Annotated in this window: 6 protein-coding genes; 2 read left to right on the top strand and 4 right to left on the bottom strand. The window is 71.1% G+C overall.

Annotated features, from left to right (window positions below; all coding sequences use genetic code 11):
• A partial coding sequence (locus ACQKIP_RS40830; protein ID WP_427745332.1) for an N-acetylmuramoyl-L-alanine amidase occupies positions 1–191 on the top strand: 191 nt, incomplete at its 5' end.
• A gap of 7 nt (positions 192–198) precedes the next feature.
• On the opposite strand, the gene ACQKIP_RS40825 is transcribed toward ACQKIP_RS40830, so the two are convergent.
• The 4 genes from ACQKIP_RS40825 to ACQKIP_RS40810 all read right to left on the bottom strand — a co-directional run bounded on the left by ACQKIP_RS40825 (position 199) and on the right by ACQKIP_RS40810 (position 3,515).
• Positions 199–1,488 (bottom strand): cytochrome P450, encoded by a 1,290-nt coding sequence (locus ACQKIP_RS40825; protein WP_365865717.1) that lies wholly within the window; start codon positions 1,486–1,488, stop codon positions 199–201.
• Between the two features lie 231 nt (positions 1,489–1,719).
• Positions 1,720–2,892: a cysteine desulfurase family protein gene (locus ACQKIP_RS40820; RefSeq protein WP_365865715.1), complete on the bottom strand. Its 1,173-nt coding sequence runs from the start codon at positions 2,890–2,892 to the stop codon at positions 1,720–1,722.
• 46 nt (positions 2,893–2,938) lie between these two features.
• Positions 2,939–3,157 carry a DUF4190 domain-containing protein gene (locus tag ACQKIP_RS40815; RefSeq protein WP_365865835.1) on the bottom strand — a complete coding sequence of 73 codons (219 nt, stop codon included), beginning with the start codon at positions 3,155–3,157 and terminating at the stop codon, positions 2,939–2,941.
• 199 nt (positions 3,158–3,356) lie between these two features.
• Positions 3,357–3,515, bottom strand: a complete 159-nt coding sequence (locus ACQKIP_RS40810; RefSeq protein ID WP_365865713.1) for a hypothetical protein — start codon at positions 3,513–3,515, stop codon at positions 3,357–3,359.
• A 116-nt stretch (positions 3,516–3,631) separates the two neighbouring features.
• Between ACQKIP_RS40810 and ACQKIP_RS40805 the strand changes: the two genes are divergently transcribed.
• The gene (locus tag ACQKIP_RS40805) at positions 3,632–4,267 is read left to right on the top strand and encodes a TetR family transcriptional regulator (RefSeq protein ID WP_365865712.1); all 636 of its coding nucleotides are present in this window, start codon (positions 3,632–3,634) and stop codon (positions 4,265–4,267) included.
• Positions 4,268–4,372: the final 105 nt, after the last annotated feature.

Below are 4,372 nucleotides of genomic sequence, written 5' to 3'. Positions count from 1 at the left end.
CCGACGAGATGTACGAGTCGTCGGCGCGCCTCACCGCGGGGATCTGCAAGCGGTACGACATCCCGGTGGACCGGGGGCACATCATCGGGCACGTGGAGGTGCCGGGCACGGACCACACGGACCCGGGGCCGCACTGGGACTGGGACCGGTACATGAAGCTCGTCAGGAGAGCCCGCACCGCCCTCGCGTGACCCTCTGCTATCGCAGATGCACCGGCAGCGACTCCACCCCGTACACGATGGACAGCTTGCGGAAGGCGAGGTCCTCGGGGGCGACCGCGAGCCGCATGTCCGGGAAGCGCTTGACGAGGGCGGGGTAGGCGGCGCGCAGCTCCATGCGGGCCAGTTCGGCGCCGATGCAGCGGTGGATGCCCCAGCCGAAGGCGAGGTGGCCCGAGGCCTTGCGGCCGGGGTCGAAGCCGCCGCCGTCAGGGGTGTACTTGGCGTCGCGGTTGCCGCCGCTCAGGGAGCACAGGACCAGGTCGCCCTTGGGTATGCGCACCCCGGCTATCTCGATGTCGTCGCGGGCGAACCGCGGGAAGGCCACCTGCACGACGGTGAGGTAGCGCAGCGCCTCCTCGACGAAGGGGGCGGCGGCCGCGTCGTCCTCGCGCAGCCGTGCGGCGGCCCGCGGGTCCTGGAGGAGCAGCAGGGAGCCGAGGGCCAGCATGCTCGCGGTGGTCTCGAAGCCGCCGGTGAGGATGCCGTCGGCGAGCCCGGCGAGTTCCTCGTCGTCGACGGTGTCGCCGTGCTCCTTCACGATCATGCCGAGCAGTCCGTCGCCCGGGTTCTCGCGCTGCTTCTTGACGACGTCACGGAAGTAGGAGAGCGAGGCGGATATCGCCCCGAAGGGAGCGGTCGCCCCGGCGAAGAGGTCGAAACGCTCCATGGCCAGCTGCTGGAAGTCGTGCCGGTCCTCGTACGGCACGCCGAGCAGTTCGCAGATCGTCAGCGAGGGGATCGGGAGCGCGAAGGCCTGGACGAGGTCGACGGGCCCTTCGGCCGCCTCCATCGCGTCGAGCCGCTCCTCGACGATCGCGTCGATGCGGGGCGTGAGGCGGCGCAGCCTGCGCATCGTGAACTCGGGGGTGAGGATGCGGCGCAGATGCGTGTGGACCGGGGGGTCGCTGAAGCCGAGGCCGCCGGGGTTGTGGTCCTCGACGACGCCCGCGTTGCCCGCGAGGTTCGTGAAGTCGTTGCTGAAGCCGTCGGTCGCCCCGAGGACGGCCTTCACCTCGTCGTATCCGGTGACCACCCAGGCGTCCATGCCGAAGGGCAGCGGCACCTTGGATATCGGCTGCTCCGCCTGGTGCTCGGTGAGCCGGGCCACCGGGTCGAGCCCGTCGCGGCGCATCGGCGCGAGCAGGGGCTCGGGCAGCCGCGATATCGCGGACGCGCTGATCCCGTTCTTCTGGATCCTGGCGAGGTAGATGCGCCCGAGCCGCGCGGCGATGCGAGAGCGGAGGTTCGCCTTCAATGTGAACTCCATGAGGGGGTTGTCGTGCGGCCCCGAACGCGCGGAGCGGACTCGCGAGCGGCAAGCATAGATCGACGGAGTGTGGGCCTCGTGTCCCGCTCCGGCGCCTGTCCGCCCGATAGCGGCCGAAACCGGCATCAACTCCGGGCGGGGTCGGCCGAGTCCGGCGTTAGCTGCGTCACCTACCGGCCCAAACCGGCATCAACTAGGTGCAGGAACCAGCTAAATGGCCCGGCCGACGCCTCAGCTGAGGCCCGCCGTCCGTGCCCTCTCCACGGCGGGGCCGATCGCCCCGGCGACGGCCTCCACGTCGGCCTTCGTCGAGGTGTGGCCGAGGGAGAAGCGCAGTGTGCCGCGCGCCAGATCGGGGTCGGTGCCGGTGGCGAGCAGGACATGGCTGGGCTGGGCCACGCCCGCCGTGCACGCCGATCCGGTGGAGCACTCGATGCCCTGCGCGTCGAGCAGCAGCAGGAGGGAGTCCCCCTCACAGCCGGGGAAGGTGAAGTGCGCGTTCGCGGGCAGCCGGTCGGCCGGGTCGCCCCCCAGGATCGCGTCGGGGACCTCCGCGCGCACGACGGAGACGAGGTCGTCCCGCAGCGCCCCGATCTCGCGGGCGAACCACTCGCGCTGCCCCGCGGCATGCTGCCCGGCCACGGCGAACGCGGCGATGGCGGGCACGTCGAGCGTCCCGGAGCGCACATGACGCTCCTGCCCGCCGCCGTGCAGGACGGGCACGGGGCTGTACTCGCGGCCCAGGAGGAGCGCCCCGATGCCGTACGGACCGCCGATCTTGTGTCCGGAGACGGTCATCGCGGCGAGCCCGGACGCACCGAAGTCGACGGGCACCTGGCCGAAGGCCTGCACCGCGTCGGCATGCAGCGGGATGTCGAACTCCCGCGCGACGTCGGCCAGTTCGCGGATCGGCTGGATGGTGCCGATTTCGTTGTTGGCCCACATGACGGTGGCGAGGGCGACGTCGTCGGGGTTGCGCTCGATCGCCTCGCGCAGGGCGTCGGGGTGCACGCGGCCGTACGCGTCGACGGGGAGGTATTCGACGGTGGCGCCTTCGTGCTCGCCGAGCCAGTGCACGGCGTCGAGGACGGCGTGGTGCTCGACGGGGCTCGCGAGGACCCGGGTCCGCGCCGGGGCGCCGCCGCCGGGGGCACGCCGCGCCCAGTACAGGCCCTTCACGGCGAGGTTGTCGGCCTCCGTGCCGCCCGCGGTGAAGACGGTCTCGCTGGGGCGGGCGCCGAGCGAATCGGCGAGCGCCTCGCGGGCCTCCTCGACGGTGCGTCGCGCCCGGCGCCCCGCGGCGTGCAAGGAGGATGCGTTGCCGGTGACGGCGAGCTGGGCGGTCATCGCCGCGATCGCCTCCGGGAGCATCGGAGTGGTCGCTGCGTGGTCGAGGTAGGCCATGGTGGGCACGATTCTACGAGCCGTGCGGGGCCCCGTGTTCCAGCGGTCAGCCCGCGAGACCCCACGACACGGTGTTGTCCATGGACATCAGCACGCCGAGGACGACGAGATCGGCCACACCGAGCCCGAGACCGAGGACCGCACGGCCCTTGCGGCCGGTGCCGCGCAGGAGCGCGATGCTCGCGAGGACGATCGCGACGGGACCGAGGAAGAGGTTCAGGACGAGCAGCCCGAGCAGGCCGAGGACGAACGAGGCGACGGCCATGCCGTCGGTGTCACGCCGACCGGTGGGGACGGGGGCGGTGGACTTGGTCCCGGTCTCGGGGGCGGTGGCCTTGGTCCCGGTCTCGGGGGCGGTGGACTTGATCCCGGTCTCGGGGGCGGTGGCCTTGGCCTCCGGGGCGATGGTGGCGGTCTCCATGGTGCGACTCCCTTCAGGTGTCAGATGCCGTACGGGTCAGCACTCAGGACGAGTGCCGTCGCGTGTGCCGCTCGCGGACCGTGAACACCACGAGCCAGACGCCGATGACGGCGGCGGCCACGAGGCTGACGGGGAGCGGCGCATGGGCCACGGAGCCCAGGGCGACACCGAGCAGCAGGAGTGCGGCGACGAGGAACAACACGGGATGCCTCTCGTTGGGGGTTTCGGTGAACGCTTGTGGTAACAACTGTTCACTGAGTTAGAGAGTACCGCGTCTCCGGCTTCCCAATGCCGGAGAACAGTTGTTAACTGCATGGCATGAGTCACACTCTCGGCATCCGGCAGGCCCAGAAGCAGAAAACCCGGCAGGCACTCCTCGACGCGGCGCTCCAGCTGCTGGAGGAGCAGAGCCTGAGCAGCCTGGGCCTGCGCGAGGTCACCCGTGCCGTGGGCGTGGCCCCGACCGCGTTCTACCGGCACTTCCGCGACATGGCCGACCTCGGCGTGGCGCTGGTCGAGGAGGCGCTCGACAGCCTGCACACCACACTCGTCGCCCTCCTCGCGGCGACCGGCGACGGGGGCGACGACGGCGAGGAACGCATCGCGGCCACGGTCGAGTTGATCGTCGCCTATGTGCGCACCCACCCCGCGCACGTCCGCTTCATCGCCCGCGAGCAGCACGGCGGCGTACAGGCCGTGCGGTCGGCGATAGGCGATCAGCTCACCCTGTTCGCGCAGGAGGTGAAGGACCAGTTCGCCCGCGAGCCGGACTCCGCGGGCTGGGACGAGGACGATCTCCTGATGCTGGCCAGGATGTACGTCGACCACATGGTGATGACCGCTTCCTCGCTGCTGGAGGCGGCGCCCGACGCCGAGCAGCGCGTCGCGGCCAGTGCGCGGCGGCAACTGCGCCTGTTGTCGCTCGGCCGGCACCACTGGCTCGACGAGCGGTGACCGGAAGACGCCGGGAGCCGACCGCCGGAAGGGACTCGACTCCCCTGTAAGGAGCAACTAGCCTTATGGTCATGACGATCGATCGTGAATGGACGCTCGACCAGC

It is taken from the genome of Streptomyces sp. NPDC059900, from assembly GCF_050270335.1.
GTDB lineage: Bacteria > Actinomycetota > Actinomycetes > Streptomycetales > Streptomycetaceae > Streptomyces.
This window is presented reverse-complemented; position numbering and strand designations above follow the sequence as displayed.